We start from the raw sequence: 18,949 nt of genomic DNA on the forward strand, positions 1-18,949 counted from the left end.
TGCCTCCCCCTGGTTGTATGCAAAAAGATCACTCTTTCATCAAGTGCTTCACTGCCCGCCGCAACAGGGAGAGCTCCCGGTAAAATGATTTCTCCAGAGTCTGAATCCGGCTTTCAAGCGCAGATACCCTTAATTCGATATTGCCCCAGGAATAATGGGCGGGCAGACCCTGTCCATCGTAGATACCGCGGCTCACGCTGTCTTCCAATGGCCCGACCCCGGCATCCTCAGGGATGGCATTGATTTCTTCAGACAACTCCCTGGCCACCGTCTGGACCACCTCGGCATCGATCTCGTGGCGCTCCTCCAGAAAGGCATACAACAACAGCCGATCCGCCAGGCTGTTGATCCGGCGAGGGATGCCCTGGGTCTGCCGGTATATTTCCGCAAAGGCCCCGGCCTCGAAGGCCGGATCGTTCTTCCACCCCGCATGTTCCAGCCGGTAACGGATGTATTCCTCGGTTTCTTCCTGTGACAGCGGCGTAAGATGGCAGGCAGCGATGAAACGCTGGCGAAACTGTTCCAGTTCCGCCATCTGCAGGGTACGGCGAAACTGGTTTTGCCCCAGCAAAAAGCTCTGCAACAGCGGCCGACCGGCAAGCTGGAAGTTGGACAGCATGCGCAACTCTTCCAGGGCATGGGGCGGCAGGTTCTGGGCCTCGTCGATCACCAGCAGGACCCGCTTGCCTTCCCGGGACTTGTCCACCAGAAACCGCTCGATGCGGGTGAGCAGGTTGGCCTTGCTGTCGCTGCCCACCTGCATGCCGAAGGCCATCGCCACCATGCGCAACAGATCATCGGCGTGGAGCTGGGTGGTGACGATCTGGGCGGCGAAATAATCCCGCTCGGAGATGTCGTTGAACAGCATGCGCACCAGGGTGGTCTTGCCCGTGCCCACATCCCCCGTGATGGCGATGAACCCCTCCCCCTGACTCAGGCCATACTGCAGATAGGCCAGCGCCCGCTTGTGGATGCGACTGCCGAAAAAACACCGGGGATCGGGGCTGAGCTGGAAGGGCTTTCGGTCCAGTTTGAAGTAGGCTTCGTACATGAGGGGCCCTAGAAGGTCTTGCTCAGGGTGGCGGTGACGCGGTTCTCCTGGTAATCGAAACCGTCCTGATTGGAGTCACGTTCCTGGTAGCGGTACTGAAGTGACGCGGAAGTGGAAGGACCGAGGGTACGGTTCAGGCCGATACCCAGGTTCCACAGGTCGTCCTTACGGCTGTCCAGGTCGTAATCGGAACGCTGCCATCGGGATGACAGGGTGGCCTGGGTACGCGGAGCAACCTGCCAGCCCAGATTGGCGTTGAAACTGTGTATTTCCTGATCGCCCCGATCGGTCTGGTAGAAGCGCTCTTCACGGGTAGCCGCAAGCCCCCAGGAAAGTCTGGAGCGCTGTCCCGATACCGAAACGTCCAGGCGCTTGGCAATATAGGCATCGGGCACCAGTTGCGGATCCAGCACCAGCAGAAGCTCGTCGCCCACCACGATGAATCCAATGGGCACGAACTCGATTCGACTCAGGGAAGTGATGGACTCGGAATAACCCACTCGCCAGGTGGCGTGCCGGAAGCGATGGCTGAACGTCAGGCCGTAGGTATCACCAAAGAATCTTTCGCCATAGAAAGCATCCAGACTGGTGCGGGGGCCCGGTAACCAGGTGAATCCGGCGCGCCAGAAGGTATCGTCCGGCTCAGCGTTCCCCACGGCGCGGTTGTAATCATTGCGCTCCTGACCGCCTGCGGCATAAACACTGAACTGGGAGCTCAGATTCAGGCGTACCAGGGCCTCCAGGGATTCCAGAGTCACATCGGTACCGTCGTCATAGGTAGACTCGTCCCAGGAATAGGACAGACCCCAACCAACCGTGGTGAACCGGGGGCCGCTATTCAGAGTGGCCTGAATCCGCTGGTTCTCACTGTTGTTTCTGGTGATGTCTCCGGACTGGTAGTCCACCTTATCCCAGGTGTAGCGCACCTCCCCCGTGGCAAAACTTCCAAAGCCCTGGCGCCAGTAGGGGGACACGGAATAACGGGCCACATCGGCACGCTCACTGGTGACAATATTGTCACCGGCAAATCCGTCCCGCCCATCCAGCAATCGCTGCCCGTAAGTGGCCGAGGCGTCCAGGAACAGGGTTTCACGAATCAAAGTGGTGGTGCTGTCGCCTGCAAACTGGTGGTAGACAGTATTGCGGCCGTCATCCTGCCAGTAGGCCAGGCTCTGCAGGTTGTAACCCAGGGAAAGATCGGTACGCCCACCGGAGCGCTGCAGGGAAAAACCGGTATTGAGCTGGGAGACCGAATCACTCTCCTTGTCCTCGCTCCGAGGCGCCAGGTTCACGTTATCCGTATAGGTCTGGGAAACGGATACACGGGGCGTGAAATCCCAGCTCCCGGCCTGGGTGGCACCAGCATGGACCAGCGCCAAAGAGCCCAGCAGGGTACCGAGAGTGATGATTCTCATGCAGGCGTTTCCTTGGCGGTATCGGGCTTGCCATGGTAACCGTAGCCGTAACCATACCCATAACCGTACCCGTAGTTGCCCAGACCGCGGCGGACCTTGTTCAGCACCAGACCGATGGGCTTGGAAGTATCCAGCATGGCCAGCGCATCCTTGACCGAACTTTGCAGGGTGCGGCTGGATTCGACCACGAACACGATCTGCCCCACCAGACCGGCCACCACCACCGACTCACTGGTCAGCAACAGCGGCGGTGAATCAAAGATGACCACCCGATCCGGATAGCGCTCCGCCAGTTCCCGGGTAAGCCGGAACATCTCCTCGCTGGCCAGCAGTTCATTGGAATGGGGATGGTAGCGCCCCATGGGGATGACCCGCAGCTTGGGGATGTTGGTCTTGATGATCACGTCCCCCACGTCCAGATCCTTGTCCAGCAGCAGGTCGATGAGCCCGGGTCCCTGGGGGGTGCCCAGGACGTGGTGGACGCGGGCACGTCCCACGTCGGCATCCACCAGCAGCACCGTCTTGTCCATTTCCATGGCGATGCTCATGGCCAGGTTGATGGCGGTAAAGGTCTTTCCCTCCCCCGACTTGGCACTGGTCACCATGATGAGATTACCGTGCTCGACCAGTTCGGCACCACGCCCGAAGGCATTGGCCAGCAAGGGACGCTTGATCATGCGAAATTCCTCCGAAACATGATTACGTTCGGAGTTGGCGGTGATGAAGCCCTGTTCCCTCAGATGGGCCAGATTCAGCTCCACGTACCGGTCCGAGGCCGGGTCCACATCCGGCGGCGGAGGGGGGATATCCGGCAGGATGTCAAAGGGCGGCATGGGGGCCGATACAGGCGACATCTCCCGTTGATCGTCCGCTGGTGCCTTGTGACTGCCCCCGGCGGCCGCCTTCGGCGGCTGTGAACCGGCATCCGCACGAGCCTGGCCCCGGGTATCCGACCCAGCCTCCAGCCGACGCACCGCCTTTTCAATGAGGCTCAGATCGCTCTGTTTGTCGCTCATCCCAGCAGCCTCTCAACAATGGACAGGTGAATGCCGCCGACAGCCACCACAGTGAAGTACGCCACCAGCAGCAGCCCCCCCATGCTGGCGAAGGAGATCAGCTCGACCCGCTCCCGCAGGCGCCGCTTCGAGCTGGTGAGCAGACCCACCGTGCCCAGCACCGGGAAGCCGGTGATCTTGTTCAGGGAACGGCGATTATCGAAGACCGGCCGGAGCTGACCAATCAGAAAGGCAAGACCACCACCGATGCCCAGGCCCGCCAACAGGGCCATGGAGAACATGCCGGGACGGTTGGGGGCGGACGGCGATGAGGGGACTCGCGCTGGCTCGATGACCCGGAACTGAACCTGCTCGCCACGTTCTTCGACACTACGACTCAGGGCGGCTGACTCCCGGCGACGCAGGAGCTGTTCGTACTGTTCACGGTTGACGCTGTAATCCCGGTCCAGCCGCGTCATCTCCGCCTCAATGTCGGGGATGATGTCCACCAGACGCTGCAGCTCCGTCACCTGACCCTGATGCTGCTGCAGGCGGACTCGCAGGCTGGCGATCTCCACATCCGCATTGGACAGGGTCATGCGCATCTGTTGATACACCGGATTGGTATCCAGTTGCTCCATGCTGGGACCGCTCTGGCGGGCCAGCCGGACCTCCTCTTCCCGCTGGGCCTGGAGGTCTTCGATGGTGCGGCGGATGCTCTGGATGTCAGGATGCCGTTCCGTAAAGCTCAGCAACAATTCATCCAGGCGGGCCTGAAGATTTTGAATGCGGTTATCAATGGCCGCCGTGGCCTGGGTGCTCCGGGTGCCGCCCATGATGCCGAACGTGGGCTCTTCGCCTATCAACTGCCGCCGTATTTCCTCACGGCGATTTTCCGCTTCCCTCAGACGCAACTGGGTTTCTTCGAGAAGATTTTGGGCCTGCTGAAGACGGGAATAGTAGCCACCCCTGTCCCCAGGCAGCAGACCCACGTTATCACGGCGAAAGTCCGCCAGACGCCGTTCTGCGGCCGCCAGCCGCTGCTCGTACTCCCGAATCTGCTGATCCAGAAAACGTCGGGCCACATCGGTATCCGTACGGCTATCCCCCAGTGCCCCTTCCACAAACCGGTTCAACAAGGCCTGGACCACGTCATAGGCATGCCTCGGATTGCCGTGGGTGTAGGCGATCGTATAGACATTGTCCTGACGTCCCGCGGAGATACTGATGCCGTTGCGCAACTGGCCGATGATGCGCTGCATGTCGGCGTCGGTATGTGCCTGGAGATGCAGATCCGTGGCCCGGGCCACCTCTTCAAGATTGGGGCCGGTGAGCATGGTGCGGGTCATGAAGGCCACCCGCTGGGAAACATTGGTGTCTACCGCCAGCCCCCTGAGCAGGGGGCGCAGCATGGAATCCGTATCCACATGTACCTGGGCGGAGGCACGGTACTGGTTGGGCAACTGGGAAACATAGAGCCAGCCAGCCATGCTCACCACCCACGCAACCACAAGGACCACCCAGCGATAGCGCCAGATGTCACGCAAGTAGCCCAGGATCTGAGAGATGATTTCCTGCATGGCGGTCTCCTCGCCTTCGAATACCGCAGGACGCCGAACCAGCGTCCATCTTGCTCAAGTGCGGGGCGGGTCCTGCCTAGAACCAGGACTCGGGAATAATGAGAATGTCGCCGGGCAGCACGGCCACGTTGGCCCCGATATCCCCTTTATTGATCAGATCATTGATGCGGACCCCGAACTGCCTTTCCTCGCCGTTGATGCTGCGCACGATGGAGGCCCGGTTGCCGGCGGCAAACTCGGTCACGCCACCCACGGCGATCATGACATCCAGCAGGGTCATGTTCTCGTTATAGGGAATGGCCTGGGGGTTGGTCGCCTGCCCCACCACCCGGATCTGCTGGTCATAGGGCCCGCGAAACCCGGTGACGATCACGGTGACCACCGGATCGCGCACATAGACGGAGAGCACTTCCTCCATGTCCCGGGCCAGCTGGGTCGGGGTCTTGTTGGCGGCGGGGACATCTTCGATGAGGGGGGTGGTGATCTTGCCGTCGGGGCGAACCGGCACCGACATGGACAGCTCTGGCTGGCGCCAGACGAAGATGTTGACGTTATCTCCCGGACCGATGATGTAATCGGGACTGCCGGTGAACTCCACGGCGGCCAGAGGCGGGTGTCTGGTAGCGCAACCGCTCAGCACCAGGATCAGCAACGAAACGACGAGAAAACTCACAAAGCCTGGCAGACGATGCGTGTTCACGTACACCTCCTTTTCACGGACCCAGGTTGATCAAGCAGTTCGGCAGTCACAGAGAGGGGGTTTGATCCAGGACCCATTGATTCCACCCGCCCTGATCCGGCCCGGGATGCAACCGGATTCAAATCAAAAATGCCCCTTGAACAGGGACAATAAATGAGAGATCCATCACAAATCAACAGCCAATCGCCAGACTTGAATACCTATCCAGGTAAAAACTTGCTCGGTTTATGGAGTCTATTTATTCAGTCTATCATCGCGGCGGCAGGGCTCGATAGATCAGTCAGGCTCGCGAATCTCGAAGTCATGGGTGATCGCGGCGGTCTTGCCAAGCATGATCGCGGCAGAACAGTATTTCTCTGCGGAAAGCTCCACCGCCCTGGCCACATGCTTTTCGGACAGTCCCCGCCCGGTAACAACAAATTGGACATGGATACGGGTGAAAACCTTGGGGTCAGATTCGGCACGCTCGGCCTCCAGGAGAACTTCACAGTCGCTGACGGCCTGGCGGGATTTTTGCAGGATCTGAACCACATCAAAGGCGGAGCATCCCCCCATCCCCATGAGCAGCATCTCCATGGGACGCGGCCCCAGATTTCGGCCGCCATACTCGGGAGGACCATCCATGACCAAGGCATGGCCACTGCCCGACTCGGCCATGAACGTCATGTGGTCAACCCATTTTACTCTTGATTTCATTGCCATCTTCGTTTCTCTTGGTGAAGCCGCTACCGGCTCATTCGACAAGGTGGAGGCTTTACCATAAACTGTATCCGGGCAAAAGAAGAATAATCACCCCCAACCAGATCACCCGTCGTTCTCGACGGCACCCCACCCGTCCTTCTCTATGAGGTGGACAATGAGTATGTTGCCAAGGCAAAAGCAGATGCCGGACCCGGCACTGGATAAACTGCTGGCTCATTGCCATCGGCGGCAATACCCTGCGCGCTCCACGATCATCCATGCCGGCGACCAGCCGGAAACGCTTTACTATATCATTCAGGGATCGGTCAGCGTGACGATGGAAGACGAGCAGGGACATGAAATCGTCCTTGCCTATCTCAATCCGGGTCAGTTCTTCGGTGAGATGGGGATTTTCGCCTCCCAGGCCCGCAGCGCCGTGGTCATATCCCGCACCGCCACTGAAACCGCCGAGATCCACTACCCCAAGTTTCTGGATCTGGCCATGCAGGACCCCCAGATCATGTTCCTGCTGGCCACCCAGCTCGCCGCCCGGCTTCGGGAAACCAGCCGCAAGGTGATCGACCTGGCCTTTCTGGATGTCACCGGGCGTATCGCCCGCACCCTGATGGAACTGGCCCAGCAACCCGACGCCATGACTCATCCCGACGGGATGCAGATCCGGATCACCCGCCAGGAACTGGCCAAGATCGTGGGATGCTCCCGGGAAATGGCCGGCAGGGTACTCAAGGAGCTGGAGGAAAAAGGACTGATCACGGCCCACGGCAAGACCATCGTGGTGTTCTTCGTCAGGTGAGGGGCACAGACCGCCCCCTTCCCAGGGCAAAATCACCCGGGCCGGGATAGCTGTTGCATTCGGCTACACTTCGAATTCCCGGATGACCTCCAGAAACTCCGCACCATAGGACTCCAGTTTCTTTTCTCCCACCCCGGAAATCCCCGCCATCGCCGCCAGACTGTGGGGGCGGAGCTGGGCCATTTCCTGCAAGGTGGCGTCATGAAACACCACATAGGGCGGCACCCCCTGCTCGTCCGCCAGCCGGCGCCGACAACCACGCAATGCCTCGAACAGACGCTGGTCCTCGGGGCTGTCCAGTTGCAGCGCCCTTGAGCGACGTGGCTCCCGGCTGATCCGGGTGGGGACAGTCTCCTTGCGCAGCATCAGGGGAACCTCCCCTCGCAGCACAGGGCGGCAGGACGGGTTCAGGTGCAGCCCGCCGTGCCCTTCCAGATCCACCGTGAGCAGGCCGCGGGCAATGAGCTGGCGAAAGATCCCCCGCCATTCATTCACGGTCAGATCGCGGCCGATGCCGAAGACACTGAGCCGGTCATGACCGAACCCCCGGATTCGCTCATCTTCCTTGCCCCTGAGCACGTCCACCAGATAATTCACGCCGAAACGCTGCCCGGTGCGATGAACGCAGGACAGGGCCATCTGGGCGGGCACCGTCGCATCCCAGGTTTGCGGCGGCTCAAGGCAGTTATCGCAGTTGCCGCAGGGTTCGGTGAGTGGTTCCCCGAAATAAGGCAACAAGGTCTGGCGACGACAGGTAACGGTCTCGCACAGCCCGAGCATGGCATCCAGCTTGTGACGCTCGACCCGCTTGTGGGATTCATCGGCGTCGGAGGCGTCCACCATCTGCCGCAGGGTGATCACGTCCTGCAGGCCGTAGCTCATCCAGGCATCCGCCGCCAGCCCGTCTCGCCCGGCACGGCCGGTCTCCTGATAGTAGGCCTCGATACTTTTGGGCAGATTCAGGTGGGCCACGAAACGGACATTGGGCTTGTCGATACCCATGCCGAAAGCGATGGTGGCGACGATGATGATGCCTTCCTCATTGAGAAAGCGCCGCTGATGGGCCTCGCGCATCTCCGCGGGCAGACCGGCATGGTAGGGCAAGGCGGTGAGTCCCTGTCCGGTGAGCCACTCGGCCACATCCTCCACCCGTTTGCGGGACAGGCAATAGACAATGCCCGCCTCGTCCGGATGGGTGTCGCGGATGAAGCGCAGCAACTCCCGCCGGGCATTGCCGGCGGACTGGTTGATGCGATAGCGGATGTTGGGGCGATCGAAACCGCTGATGAACACCCGGGCCTGATCCAGACACAGGCGGCCACGGATCTCCTCGCGGGTACGGGCATCGGCGGTGGCGGTGAGGGCGATGCGCGGTACCCGGGGCCAGCGCTCGGCCAGCAGGGAAAGCTTGATGTATTCGGGGCGAAAGTCATGGCCCCACTGGGAGACGCAATGGGCCTCGTCGATGGCAAAGAGGTTGACGCGGACCCGGTCAAGAAGGTTCAGGGTACGTTCGGTCAGAAGACGCTCCGGAGCGACGTACAGCAGATCCAGCCGCCCATCCAGCAACTGGGTTTCCACCGCCCTGGCTTCATCCGACGCAAGAGTGGAATTGAGATAGGCGGCGCGCACCCCGGCCTGCCGCAGGGCAGCCACCTGGTCCTGCATGAGGGCGATGAGGGGGGAGACCACGACACCGGTGCCAGGCAGGGCCATGGCCGGGATCTGGTAGCAGAGGGACTTGCCGCCGCCGGTGGGCATCAGCACCAGGGCGTCCATGCCTTGCAGCAGGGTCTGAATGACCTCGTCCTGGGGGGAACGGAAGCGGTCGTAGCCGAAGGTGTGCCGGAGGATGTCCAGGGGCTGATCGTCCATGATCGGTGCGGTTGAAATCTGCATGGGTTGCCATCGGAGCTGTGCGGGTGAGGTGACATCCCGATTCCCTGGGGATGCCACCGTGTGGCTCAGGATAGCCCCGGCCACCGATCAGGGCAACCGCCCCGCGGGCACCGACGCCCGGACCTCAGACAGGAACCCGGGCAACACCGGTGGCCTGATCGCGGGCGGCGCGGCGGGCACGAATACGATCCCAGACCTTTTCATGGAAGTGATAGGCCACGGTGTTGATCATGGGCTCGATCAAGGCGGCGAGTCCTCCGATCACGAGACTGCCGGTCAGGGCATAGACCACGGCGAAAGCGACAGTGAAATGTACAACGGCGAAGCTGGCGGTCTTGATCATGGCGGCGTCTCCCGAATCTGGTGTGTCCTTGATTGGGAGACTAGCCAAATGCGAATGATTATTGAAATTGATTCTTGCAATATCCCTGATAGAAGTACCGAATAACAGCTTCAATCAAGACTCCGCGAGGCGATCTCGTACACGTCCCGGGACAGTCCGGGATGGGCCACGATCCGCTCCAGGCAGCGCCGCATCGACCCCTGGCGCACCTCATCAAAACGCCGCCAGCGGCTCAGACTGCTCACCAACCGAGCCGCGATCTGCGGGTTGAGGGCGTCCAGCTCCAGGACGCTGTCGGTGATCAGCCCGTGACCGGACCCGTCCAGGGCGTGGAAATGCACCGGGTTGGCCATGGCAAAGGTGCCCAGCACTGCCCTCACCCGGTTGGGATTGCGGATGCTGAAACCGGGATGGGACATCAGTCCCCGCACCCGTTCCAGCGCGCCCGGGGCCGTGGCCGCGGCCTGCAGGCCGAACCACTTGTCCAGCACCAGGGGATCGTCGCGCCAGCGGGCCTCGAAATGGGCCAGGGCCTGGTCACGGGCCTCCCCGTGGCAGTCCAGCAAAGCCCGCAGGGCACCCATGGCATCGGTCATGTTGTTGGCGGACGCATAATGGGTCCGGGCCAGGGCCACCGCCTCGGCCTCACCGGAGGCGCACAGATAGGCTAGGCACAGGTTGCACAGACGGCGGCGTCCCATGGCCGTCGCGTCCATGCCTTGCGCCCCCGCCGTGGCCTCGTAGACAGCACGGAATCGATCCCCCAGGGCGGCGCCCAGGGCCTGACGCAGGAACTGTCGGGCCTGATGGATCGCATCCACGTCCACCACCGCCATCTGCTCCGCCAGATAGCCTTCTCCCGGCAGGGTCAGGGCCTCGGCCACCAGGGCGGCATCCAACGCCCCGTTGGCCAGCACCTGGCCGAAGGCCTGCGCAAAACGGGCATCCAGCATCAGGGGTTGTTCCGTCTGGACGGCCTCGATCAGTCCCTGCAATACCTTGAGGGCAAACTGCTGGCCCGCCTCCCAGCGGTTGAAGTCGTCCGTGTCATGGGCCATGAGGAAGGCCAGCTGCTCATCGGTGTAGGGGAAGCGCAGATTCACCGGCGCCGAGAATCCCCGCAACAGCGAGGGGACCGGCAACTCCGGCACGTCCTGGAACACGAAGACGTGGGTGGGAGCGGTCAACTCCAGGGTGCGCTCACCGGCAACGGCACTGTCCTCCCCCTCCAGGCGCAGGGGGATCTGCTGCCCCCGGGCATCCAGCAGGGCCATGACCAGGGGAATGTGCAGGGGCAGCTTCTCCGGCTGGCCCTTGGTGGGAGGGCAGGACTGGCGCACCGTGAGACGGTAGGTGGCGGTCCGCGAGTCATGCTCCCCGTTCACCTCCAGCAACGGCGTTCCTGCCTGGTCATACCAGCGGCGGAACCGGGACAGGTCACGGGCATTGGCATCCTCCATGGCCCTGACGAAGTCGTCCGTGGTCACCGCCTGACCGTCATGGCGGTCGAAATAGAGGTCCAGTCCGCGGCGGAATCCTTCACGACCCAGCAGGGTCTGGATCATGCGCACCACCTCGGCACCCTTTTCATACACCGTCATGGTGTAGAAGTTGTTGATCTCGATGTAGGACTGGGGCCGCACCGGGTGGGCCATGGGACCGGCGTCCTCGGGGAACTGCAGGGTGCGCAGACGCTGGACATCCTGGATCCGCTTGACCGCCCGCAGACTCTGGTCGGCGGTGAATTCCTGGTCGCGAAAGACGGTAAGGCCTTCCTTGAGGGAGAGCTGGAACCAGTCGCGGCAGGTGACCCGGTTGCCGGACCAGTTATGGAAATATTCGTGGGCGATGACGCTCTCGATGGCCACGAAGTCGTCGTCGGTGGCGGTATCCGGACGGGCCAGCACGTACTTGGAATTGAAGACGTTGAGCCCCTTGTTCTCCATCGCCCCCATGTTGAAGTCGTCCACCGCCACGATCATGTAGATGTCCAGATCGTATTCCCGGCCGAAGGTGTCCTCGTCCCAACCCATGGATGCCTGCAGGGAGCGCATGGCGTGGTCGCACTTGTCCAGATTGTGACGCTGCACGTAGATGCGCAGGTCCACCTTCCGTCCCGAGCGGGTGGTGAAATGGTCCTGCCGGCAGACCAGATCCCCCGCCACCAGGGCAAACAGATAGCTGGGCTTGGGGAAGGGATCGTGCCAGACGGCAAAATGGCGCCCCTCGGGCAGGTCGCCGCTGTCGGTGAGATTGCCGTTGGAGAGCAGCACGGGATAGCTGGCCTTGTCGGCCTCGATGCGCACCGTGTAGACGGCCATCACGTCGGGCCGGTCCAGGAACCAGGTGATGCGCCGGAACCCTTCCGCCTCGCACTGGGTGCAGAAATTGCCGCCGGAGACATACAGCCCCTCCAGCGCCGTGTTGGCCGCCGGCGCGATGCCCGTCTCCAGGCTGAGTTCACAGTGCCCGGGCAGATCGTGCAGGGTGAGGGTTTCTCCCTCCAGGTGATAGTCACCCGGCTGCAGGGGGCGGTCATCCAGACGGATGTCGTGGAGCACCAGATCCTGACCGTTGAGCCGTAGCGGGGCATCCCCCAGGCCATTGCGCACCAGGCTCAGGCGGGACCGCACCCGGGTATCCTCGGGGTCCAGCACAAAGCACAGGTCCACGGAAATAATACGCCACTGCGGCGGCGCGTAGTCCTTGAGATGAATGGCGGCGGGAGCGGTCTCTTTCATGGCGGCAACCGGGTTAGGCGTGTGCTTGACTTCCATGGTGCACTATAGCGTTTCGCGAAGGGGGGCGTCCAAACTTGCCAAAAGGAAGGCTCTTGTTGATCATAGCCCCTTATCCGACCATTGCGCCAGGATATAACCATGAGCATGCAGGCAAGCATTGAGCAGAAACTGTTCGAGGGGCTGGACCCGGTTCATCTGGAAGTGGTGAACGAGAGCGGCAAGCACAACGTGCCGCCGGGTTCCGAATCCCATTTCCGGATCACCGTCGCCTCACCCCGATTCGAGGGCCTGCGCCTGCTGGCACGGCATCGTCAGGTCCATGGTCTGTTGGCGCGGGAGTTGTCCGGGGGCATCCACGCCCTGGCGCTGCATACCCTGACGCCGGAGGAGTGGACTGCCCGGGAAGGCCGGGTGGCCGAGTCTCCCTCGTGCCGGGGTGGGGGGAAGCGGCGCTGACCGCCCTCAGGAATCCGGCCTCGATGGCGGCCCAGTCCATGGCGGCTGTCGACGCGATGCACTCCACCCGGCTGTCACGGCGCCAGGCCACCGGCTCGGCGCTGAAACGTCCTTCCGCCCAGTCGAAACGCTGCCATTCCCGGCCGGTGCGCAACACCCCCTTGGCCCGGAGCAGGTCCCGCCAGGGGGAGGTCGCGAACAGCGCCTGCACCCGCGACAGGTCGAAGCGCTGTGCGTGGTCGAAGTGCCAGCCCCGGGCGGTGTCTGCTTGCGGGGCCTGGACGGCACGGCCCAGCGGACGCAGGACCGGCCCGGACACCCCCGCAACCGGCAGATCCAGCACCGCCGCGTCCACCTCGCCCCGCCGGGCATGAATGATGGCCCGCTTGGGTGGGTACAGGCCCTTGAGGTAATCCTCCACGGCCTGGATCCGTTGCGGGGTGGCGACGTCCGTCTTGTTGATGATCACCACGTCCGCCAGACTGATCTGGTCCCGGTAGATGGCTGAACGGGACAGACGATCCGCGGAAAAACCGCCGGGATCGACCACGCACAGGCTGTTGCCCAGGGTGACCGCCCGGGCCAGCCAGGGATCCCGCAGGGTGTCGATGATGCCGGCGGGATGGCCGAGGCCCGTGGGTTCCAGCAACAGCCGGTCGGGCCGGATCTGCCGCAGCAAACGGGTGAGGGCCACCCGCAGGCTCATGGCGCCGGTACAGCAGATGCAGCCACCGGATACCTCCCTTACCGCCACGCTGTCATCACCCGCCGACGAGACCAGCGCGCCATCGATACCCACTTCCCCGAACTCGTTCACCAGCACCGCCCAGCGCTCGTGGGCAGGACGCCGGCCCAGCAGGTGCAGCACCGTGGTGGTCTTGCCGGCGCCCAGAAAGCCGGTGATCAGGTTCAGGGTGGTGACCGGGGGTGTCGGGTCATCCGGCGGGGTCATGGCAGCCGATCACTCCTCATCGTCATCCCCGGGCACCCCGCAGCGACCGAAGAAGTCGTAGTGATCGAAGGCCTCCGCGATGCCGCCCGCATGGGTGGCATCGGCGAAGTACACCCGCTGGAAACTGTAAAGATGCTCCAGTTCGGGCTGGTGATTGCCGACCACCACGCCCAGGGTACTGCCCCGCAGCATGTCCTCGTCATTGCCCGAATCCCCCGCCACCAGGGTATGGTCCAGGGGGATGCCCCACTTGTCGGCGAAGTAGCGCACGGCAAAACCCTTGGAGGCCCGCACCGGCAGCAGGTCCAGGAAATGGTCATGGGAATAGATGATGTTGGCGTGCAGATCTTCCTGATGCAGCAGTCGCTCGATCTCCTTCATGCCGGGGGCCTTGGCCGGGTCGACGAAGAAGCTGAGCTTGTGGCGGCGCTGATCCTCCGCCGGCTGCAGGGTGATGCCCGGCAGGTCCAGCAACAGACGGCGCAGGGTCTCCGGGTTCCAGCGGTGATCAATGTGGCGGGACCAACCCTGGTCCTCGGTCATCTCCGGGCCGTAATGGATCTCGGCGCCCACGGAGGTGATCATCACGTCCGGCGTGGGCACGCCCCATTCCTTGAGCACCTGGATGGCCGAATCCAGGCGACGACCGGTGGCAATACCGAAGGCCACCCCCCTGCCCCGCTCCTTGAGCCGTTGCAGCATCACCCGCAGGGAGGCCCGGTCACCCAGCAGGGTGTTGTCGATGTCGGAAATCAGCGCCCGGTCCGCCTGGGACAGCTTGCCGGAGAGACGCTGCTGCCCCCGGCGATGGCGGCTGGCCTCCCGGCGCAGCCCCTTGAGCCGCTTGGTGTAGCTGTCCGCGTGACCTTCCCAGGCATAGTGCCGACGCACTCCCTTGAGACCGTTGTCGGACAGGCGCTTCCAGCGGTCGGAATCAACGAGGATGCCGTGGATGGCCTCCGCCATGGCCCGGCTGTCCAGGGGATGCACCAGTTCCCCGTTGTTGCAGTGGGCCAGGATGTCCCGGGGACCGCCGTCTTCCGTGGCCACGATGGGGGCGCCGCTGGCGGACGCCTCGATCAGGGTCAGACCGAAGGGTTCGGTCAGGGCCGGATTGACGAAGACGCCCCGGGTGCGGGTCACCAGACGGTAGAGATCGGGCACGTCGTCGGCCGCGTGATGCTTGGGGAAGGCCACGGAGCCGTAGAGGTCATGGTCATCGATGAGCATCATCACCTCGGTGAGGACATCCCTCGGTCCCTTGTCCATCTCGCGGATGCTGTCCCGGTTACCGGCGACGATGACCAGATTGGCGATCTTGCGCAGTTCCGGGTGTTCGGCATAGGCCTTGACCAGGGTGGGAATGTTCTTGCGCTCATCGGGTCGGGACAGGGTCATGATCATGGGCTTGTCCGGATCCTTGAGAAAGCGCCGCAGGGTCTGGTAAATGGACGGACGGGGAGCGCGGGCCCGGGGGGGATGGAAACGGCTCAGGTCCGTGCCCGGCGGAATCACCACCATGCGTTCCGGGCGGTAATGGTCGTAGAGGGCATATTGTTCCTCCACCTCCTGCCGGGTGCTGGCAATGACCATGTAGGCGTTGCCCAGGACTTCCTCCTCGGCCTCGATGCGGCGACCAATGTGGTAGCGGCGCTCGATCTCATCCGCCGTGGCACCCTTCTCCAGCAGGCGCTCCCGCTTGACCCGACCCAGGGAATGACCGGTCTGCACCAGCGGCACCCCCATCAGGTTGGCCACCCGCACCGCCACGTGCCCGGCATCGGCATAGTGGCCATGCACCACGTCCGGCATCAGACCCACCTGGCGGATGTGCTTGATGGCGTTGTCGGCAAAGCAGTCCAGATAGGGCCAGAGATTTTCCTTGCGCAGGTAACGGCGCGGGCCGCAGTCCAGGCGGATGATCCGCACCCCGTTGCCCAGGTCTTCCTCCGGCTGGGCGTAGTCGTCGGAAACCCGGTTGTCCACCACCCGACGGGTGAGCAGATCGACGCGCCCCACTTCAGGATGGGCGCCCAGGGCACGGGCCAGTTCCACCACGTACTTGATCTGTCCGCCGGTGTCGGCATCCCGCCCCAGTTCCAGCTCATCCCCACGGACCAGGCCGTGGATGCTGATCAGGACGATGTACAGGCCCTCGCCCTGACGGGCCTTGCTTTGGGTTTTCTTCATCGTTTCTCGTATCCCTTGAGGCTCAAGACGTCCAGGGTGGACGGGTCCTCGATGAACTTGTGTGACAGGATCAGCGCGGTGGCCGACCAGGTCTGATTGAAGTTGGAGCGGCGGCCGATGAGACGGCCGTTGCGCCCGTCGTAGTATTCGGGCCAGCCGTTGGCGTAGAGGCGGGGGGCGGCGGTGTCATGGGCGCGGCGGGCCAGGTCTTCCCGCCCGGCGTGGAGGGCGGCGGCGACGAAGGCCCACAGCAGGGCCGGCCAGTTGCCGCCGTTGTGATAGGACCAGGGGATATTCTTGGGATCGGAACCGGTCATCAGCCGCCATTCATCCCCTTCCATGGCGGGGAAACAGATCTTCACCGGCATCATCCCCGCCAGATCGCTCCAGCGCTGGTCGAACAGGGCCATGATGCGCCGCCCCTGCTCCGGGTCCGCCAGATCGAACAGCACCGCCAGCAGGTTGCCCAGGGAAAAGAAGCGAAAATCCATCCGCCCCGGTCCCAGGTTGCCCACCAGGTAGCCGGTCTGCGGAGGCAACCAGTCGCTGACCCAGGCGGGGATGCTCTCCGGATGGATGTTCAGGGCATTCTCCGAATCATGGCCGAAGATCTCGGTACGGTAGCGATGGATCCGGTTGAGCCGGTCCTCGTCCAGCCAGTAATAGTGGCGCACGTACTCGGTGAGCTGGTCCAGACGCTTGCACGACTGCTGATGGATGGCCTGGCTTTCCGCGTCTTCCGGGTCCAGCAGTTCCAGGGCCGCCCGCAAAGCGCCGAAGAACAGGGACTGGATTTCCAGGGGGTGACCGTAGACCCCCATGCGCCGGTCGATCATGAACGAGCCGTCGGGCACCAGCAGGGTCGGGAAGATCTCGAACCGATCCTGCAGGCAGATGTTGAGGATCATGCGCACGCCCCGCCGGCACTCCGGGGAACGGGTGAAGGCGGTATCTCCGCTGACCCGCTCATAGGCCACCAGCAGGATCAGCCACCACATCATGGAATCCACCGGTGCCACCCGGCCGATGGCCCGGTCACCGAAATCGGTGTGGATCTCCTCCTCCCCGGCCTCGTTGCACAGCACCCGGAAACTGGCGGGCATCACCTTGGCCACCGCCCGGTGACCCTCCACCTCTTCCTGCTGATCCCGCAGCTTGAGCACCAGGGCCAGAAAGTCGCGGACAATGTCGTGGCGACCGTCCAGCAGGAACACCAGGCCGGAGGGGACGAAATCCCGGACGAAGCAGTCGGCGTAATTCTCGGCGGGGGCTTGTGCATCCAGGCTGGCGATGGTGCCGACCACCCGGCCCTGGTAGTGCACCTGGGAGGCCTCAAGGAGGCGGTAGGCGGAGCTGATGGGGTCGGTCAAGCGGGGGTCTCCCTCGTCGTCATCTCGGATCTTCGGGCACCTCGGGGGCCGGCGGCGGTGTCGCCGGACGGGCGAACAGATAGCCCTGTACATAGTCCACCCGCCGGCCACGCAGCCAGTCCCATTCGGCGCGGTTTTCCACCCCTTCGGCAATGGTGGAAATGGCCAGATCGCCAGCCATTTCGATCAGCTTGGCCAGCACCTTCTGCCGAAAGGGGTCCTGGTCGATCCCTTTCACCATAGCACGATCAAACTTCACGAAGTCCGGACGCAACTCCGTCAACAGGTTGAGGGAGGCATAGCCGGCACCCAGATCATCAAGGGCCACGCGAAATCCGGCGTCGCGATAGAAATCCACGATCCGGCGCAGGTGGGCGGTGTCGGACACGGCCTCGGTCTCCACCACCTCGAACACGAAACGCTGCGGATCGGCACCGAGCCGATGGATTTCATTCAGGGTGGTCTGGAGACAGTAGGCCGGATCGTAGATGGCGGAGGGATTGAAATTGATGAAGATGTTGCAGCGAATATCATGTTCGATCGCCTGACGGATGGCATTGATACGCGCCACCCGGTCGAGCTGGAACATGAGCCGGGCGGCTCGGGCCTGGTCCAGGAGGCGGACCGGATAGATAAGCGGGTTCTCACCGGGGAGCTGTCCACGCATGAGGGATTCGTAGGCAAAGACCTGATCCGGGCACCGGGTGTGGACGATGGGCTGAAAATGGAACAGCAGGCTTTCCGATTCGATGATGTCCACCAGCCAGCCGCCGCAGGCCCGGGCCAGAAGGGAGTGAAGGGTCTGGGTGCGGGGGAGATGGGTGATGCCGAAGGACTGATCCCGGGGCAACAGGACTGCCTGACAATCCCCTATCTCGGTCTCGCTCATGAGATCCCGCAGCAGATAGGCCAGCGGCTGCAGATCACCGTCATCCAGCCGGACCTCCAATACCCCCTCGATGCCGTTGTGAACCGGATAGCCGCGGGTCTGCAAGTGTCTGAGGAGTTTTTTGAGGGTGTGAGACAGGAACGGCGCCAGATAGAGCCGCCCCGGCCCCGGGGTACAACGCTCGACGACCTGGCAATCTTGGCACGTCATGGCAGACACCTCTGCAGGGAATCGTTTCCCATCCGGGATTGTCCCAATGTAACGTGATGAACACTTACCGCGCCTTCCCTTCCGGAGAAAGGTCCCGACGGATCACCGTGAACAGGCTCCCCCTCATCCCCGCCCTTCTCCCCCCAGAGAAGGGCGGGGGCCTCTCTGTTACGGAGGGAGGTAAGCGTGGCGATATGATCATAACCGATCCCCGATGGGGATCAAAAAACGACGAGGTGCCTGCACCATGAACGAGAAGGTGAGCAAGTCCGAGGCCCGGTGGCGTGCCGAACTGACGCCGGAGCAGTACCGCGTCACCCGGGAGGCGGGCACGGAACGGGCCTTCACTGGCTGTTTCCATGACCACAAGGGTGCCGGGGTGTATCACTGCATCTGCTGTGATGCCCCCCTGTTCAGCAGTGATCACAAGTACGACTCGGGCAGCGGCTGGCCCAGCTACTGGCAGCCGGTGAGTGAGTCGGCCCTGGAACGGCATGAGGACCGCAGCCTGTTCATGACCCGGGTGGAGGTGCGCTGCGCCGGCTGCGATGCCCACCTGGGGCATGTGTTCGAGGACGGCCCACCGCCGACCGGGCTGCGCTACTGCATCAACTCGGCGGCGTTGCGGTTTCAGGGGGCGGAATAACCCCCCTTCTCCCCGGT

At 62.9% G+C, this 18,949-nt stretch carries 15 protein-coding genes and 1 pseudogene; 3 read left to right on the plus strand and 13 right to left on the minus strand.

Going from position 1 to position 18,949, the window contains the following annotated elements; translation table 11 throughout:
- Positions 1-28: 28 nt before the first annotated feature.
- From CKO35_RS05535 to CKO35_RS05560, 6 genes are all read right to left on the minus strand, one after another.
- On the minus strand, positions 29-1,051 hold the full coding sequence (locus tag CKO35_RS05535) for an XrtA/PEP-CTERM system-associated ATPase (RefSeq protein ID WP_200173443.1): 1,023 nt from the start codon (positions 1,049-1,051) through the stop codon (positions 29-31).
- A gap of 8 nt (positions 1,052-1,059) precedes the next feature.
- Entirely contained in the window at positions 1,060-2,466 is a 1,407-nt protein-coding gene (locus CKO35_RS05540) for a TIGR03016 family PEP-CTERM system-associated outer membrane protein (RefSeq protein WP_200173444.1), read from the minus strand.
- A complete protein-coding gene (locus CKO35_RS05545; protein WP_200173445.1) occupies positions 2,463-3,482 on the minus strand; it encodes an XrtA-associated tyrosine autokinase in 1,020 nt (339 codons plus the stop codon). Before CKO35_RS05545 ends, CKO35_RS05540 begins: the two co-directional genes overlap by 4 nt.
- Positions 3,479-5,041, minus strand: a complete 1,563-nt coding sequence (locus tag CKO35_RS05550; protein WP_200173447.1) for an XrtA system polysaccharide chain length determinant — start codon at positions 5,039-5,041, stop codon at positions 3,479-3,481. Before CKO35_RS05550 ends, CKO35_RS05545 begins: the two co-directional genes overlap by 4 nt.
- Before the next feature lie 76 nt (positions 5,042-5,117).
- Positions 5,118-5,741 carry an XrtA/PEP-CTERM system exopolysaccharide export protein gene (locus CKO35_RS05555; protein WP_200173450.1) on the minus strand — a complete coding sequence of 208 codons (624 nt, stop codon included), beginning with the start codon at positions 5,739-5,741 and terminating at the stop codon, positions 5,118-5,120.
- 276 nt (positions 5,742-6,017) lie between these two features.
- Positions 6,018-6,437, minus strand: coding sequence for an OsmC family protein (locus CKO35_RS05560; RefSeq protein WP_200173452.1), 420 nt, complete (start codon positions 6,435-6,437; stop codon positions 6,018-6,020).
- Between the two features lie 160 nt (positions 6,438-6,597).
- Between CKO35_RS05560 and crp the strand changes: the two genes are divergently transcribed.
- A complete protein-coding gene (gene crp / locus CKO35_RS05565) occupies positions 6,598-7,236 on the plus strand; it encodes a cAMP-activated global transcriptional regulator CRP (protein ID WP_200173459.1) in 639 nt (212 codons plus the stop codon).
- A 63-nt stretch (positions 7,237-7,299) separates the two neighbouring features.
- Here crp and recQ read toward each other — a convergent pair whose 3' ends face one another.
- From recQ to pepN, 3 genes are all read right to left on the minus strand, one after another.
- On the minus strand, positions 7,300-9,135 hold the full coding sequence (gene recQ / locus CKO35_RS05570) for a DNA helicase RecQ (RefSeq protein ID WP_242467040.1): 1,836 nt from the start codon (positions 9,133-9,135) through the stop codon (positions 7,300-7,302).
- A 124-nt stretch (positions 9,136-9,259) separates the two neighbouring features.
- The gene (locus CKO35_RS05575; protein ID WP_200173461.1) at positions 9,260-9,478 is read right to left on the minus strand and encodes a DUF2061 domain-containing protein; all 219 of its coding nucleotides are present in this window, start codon (positions 9,476-9,478) and stop codon (positions 9,260-9,262) included.
- A 110-nt stretch (positions 9,479-9,588) separates the two neighbouring features.
- Complete coding sequence (pepN, locus tag CKO35_RS05580; RefSeq protein ID WP_200173464.1) at positions 9,589-12,219, minus strand: aminopeptidase N; 2,631 nt, start codon at positions 12,217-12,219, stop codon at positions 9,589-9,591.
- Positions 12,220-12,357: 138 nt separating this feature from the next.
- Here pepN and CKO35_RS17895 point away from each other — a divergent pair, with 138 nt between their 5' ends.
- On the plus strand, positions 12,358-12,675 hold the full coding sequence (locus CKO35_RS17895; protein ID WP_242467041.1) for a BolA family protein: 318 nt from the start codon (positions 12,358-12,360) through the stop codon (positions 12,673-12,675).
- Between the two features lie 16 nt (positions 12,676-12,691).
- On the opposite strand, the pseudogene CKO35_RS05585 reads toward CKO35_RS17895, so the two are convergent.
- The 4 genes and pseudogenes from CKO35_RS05585 to CKO35_RS05600 all read right to left on the minus strand — a co-directional run.
- A pseudogene (locus CKO35_RS05585) lies at positions 12,692-13,627 on the minus strand (CobW family GTP-binding protein); the annotation flags it as partial.
- Positions 13,628-13,636: 9 nt separating this feature from the next.
- Positions 13,637-15,817 carry an HAD-IIB family hydrolase gene (locus CKO35_RS05590; RefSeq protein WP_200173468.1) on the minus strand — a complete coding sequence of 727 codons (2,181 nt, stop codon included), beginning with the start codon at positions 15,815-15,817 and terminating at the stop codon, positions 13,637-13,639.
- Positions 15,814-17,187, minus strand: coding sequence for a glycoside hydrolase 100 family protein (locus tag CKO35_RS05595; protein WP_200173470.1), 1,374 nt, complete (start codon positions 17,185-17,187; stop codon positions 15,814-15,816). The genes CKO35_RS05590 and CKO35_RS05595 overlap by 4 nt, the downstream gene beginning before the upstream one ends.
- A 19-nt stretch (positions 17,188-17,206) precedes the next feature.
- Positions 17,207-18,286 carry an EAL domain-containing protein gene (locus CKO35_RS05600; RefSeq protein ID WP_200173472.1) on the minus strand — a complete coding sequence of 360 codons (1,080 nt, stop codon included), beginning with the start codon at positions 18,284-18,286 and terminating at the stop codon, positions 17,207-17,209.
- 247 nt (positions 18,287-18,533) lie between these two features.
- Between CKO35_RS05600 and msrB the strand changes: the two genes are divergently transcribed.
- A complete protein-coding gene (gene msrB, locus CKO35_RS05605) occupies positions 18,534-18,932 on the plus strand; it encodes a peptide-methionine (R)-S-oxide reductase MsrB (RefSeq protein WP_200173474.1) in 399 nt (132 codons plus the stop codon).
- The last annotated feature ends 17 nt before the right edge of the window (positions 18,933-18,949 follow it).

The organism is Ectothiorhodospira shaposhnikovii (genome assembly GCF_016584105.1).
Classification (GTDB): Bacteria; Pseudomonadota; Gammaproteobacteria; order Ectothiorhodospirales; family Ectothiorhodospiraceae; genus Ectothiorhodospira; species Ectothiorhodospira shaposhnikovii.

Bases quoted from the DNA above. Each gene is read 5' to 3' on its own strand.
- msrB (WP_200173474.1), top strand. From the start codon at position 18,534: ATGAACGAGAAGGTGAGCAAGTCCGAGGCCCGGTGGCGTGCCGAACTG.
- CKO35_RS05535 (WP_200173443.1), bottom strand. From the start codon at position 1,051: ATGTACGAAGCCTACTTCAAACTGGACCGAAAGCCCTTCCAGCTCAGC.
- CKO35_RS05540 (WP_200173444.1), bottom strand. From the start codon at position 2,466: ATGAGAATCATCACTCTCGGTACCCTGCTGGGCTCTTTGGCGCTGGTC.
- CKO35_RS05560 (WP_200173452.1), bottom strand. From the start codon at position 6,437: ATGAAATCAAGAGTAAAATGGGTTGACCACATGACGTTCATGGCCGAG.
- CKO35_RS05590 (WP_200173468.1), bottom strand. From the start codon at position 15,817: ATGAAGAAAACCCAAAGCAAGGCCCGTCAGGGCGAGGGCCTGTACATC.
- crp (WP_200173459.1), top strand. From the start codon at position 6,598: ATGAGTATGTTGCCAAGGCAAAAGCAGATGCCGGACCCGGCACTGGAT.
- CKO35_RS05545 (WP_200173445.1), bottom strand. From the start codon at position 3,482: ATGAGCGACAAACAGAGCGATCTGAGCCTCATTGAAAAGGCGGTGCGT.
- recQ (WP_242467040.1), bottom strand. From the start codon at position 9,135: ATGCAGATTTCAACCGCACCGATCATGGACGATCAGCCCCTGGACATC.
- CKO35_RS17895 (WP_242467041.1), top strand. From the start codon at position 12,358: ATGAGCATGCAGGCAAGCATTGAGCAGAAACTGTTCGAGGGGCTGGAC.
- CKO35_RS05550 (WP_200173447.1), bottom strand. From the start codon at position 5,041: ATGCAGGAAATCATCTCTCAGATCCTGGGCTACTTGCGTGACATCTGG.
- CKO35_RS05575 (WP_200173461.1), bottom strand. From the start codon at position 9,478: ATGATCAAGACCGCCAGCTTCGCCGTTGTACATTTCACTGTCGCTTTC.
- pepN (WP_200173464.1), bottom strand. From the start codon at position 12,219: ATGAAAGAGACCGCTCCCGCCGCCATTCATCTCAAGGACTACGCGCCG.
- CKO35_RS05600 (WP_200173472.1), bottom strand. From the start codon at position 18,286: ATGACGTGCCAAGATTGCCAGGTCGTCGAGCGTTGTACCCCGGGGCCG.